The sequence below is a fragment of the Mesorhizobium sp. M7A.F.Ca.US.005.03.2.1 genome, assembly GCF_003997795.1.
Lineage (GTDB): Bacteria > Pseudomonadota > Alphaproteobacteria > Rhizobiales > Rhizobiaceae > Mesorhizobium > Mesorhizobium ciceri.
Genome location: NZ_RZRP01001554.1, coordinates 1 through 550 on the forward strand (window position 1 = coordinate 1; position 550 = coordinate 550).

1 protein-coding gene is annotated in these 550 nt (G+C 62.4%); it reads right to left on the reverse strand.

The window, feature by feature from the left end; translation table 11 throughout:
• Window positions 1-131: 131 nt before the first annotated feature.
• The coding region (locus tag EN991_RS39090; protein ID WP_127370676.1) for a nucleoside/nucleotide kinase family protein at window positions 132-550 on the reverse strand (419 nt) is incomplete at its 5' end.

Sequence of the window (550 nt, forward strand, 5' to 3'; positions counted from 1 at the left end):
TCGCCTTGCCCTTGGCGGGCGCAGGCTTTTTTGCCTTGGTTGCCATTGGACCGAATCCCTCTTTTGGCACAATTGTCGTGTCGGGATAACGGCCTGAAAGTCTTAAGGTTCCCCTTGCACAATCCGTCGAATCAAGCGGAAAGGCCGATCACCAGATCGGCGGCACTGCGCCGCGCGAGCACGCGCTCGATGTTGGGCAGGTCGTTGGAAGCGATCCAGGCGCGCGCATCTTCATCGGAGCGGCCATGCTCGTGCCAGCGCTCCATCAGGCGGCGCTCGAGCTCGTTGCGCGGCACGTCGACGAAGATCGAGAAATCGAACAGCGGCGCCAGCCGCGACCACGGCTCTTCGTCGAGCAGCAGGTAATTGCCCTCGACCAGGATGAACTTGGTTTCTGTGGCGACGATCGAGGCTGCGGCGCGCGACAGTTCCATGCTGCGGTCGAAGACCGGAATGGCGATGTCGGGTTCACCGGCACGGATACGCTTCAGCAAGGCCTCAAAACCGGCAAAGTCGAAGGTTTCCGGCGCGCCCTTGCGCGCGCGCAGAC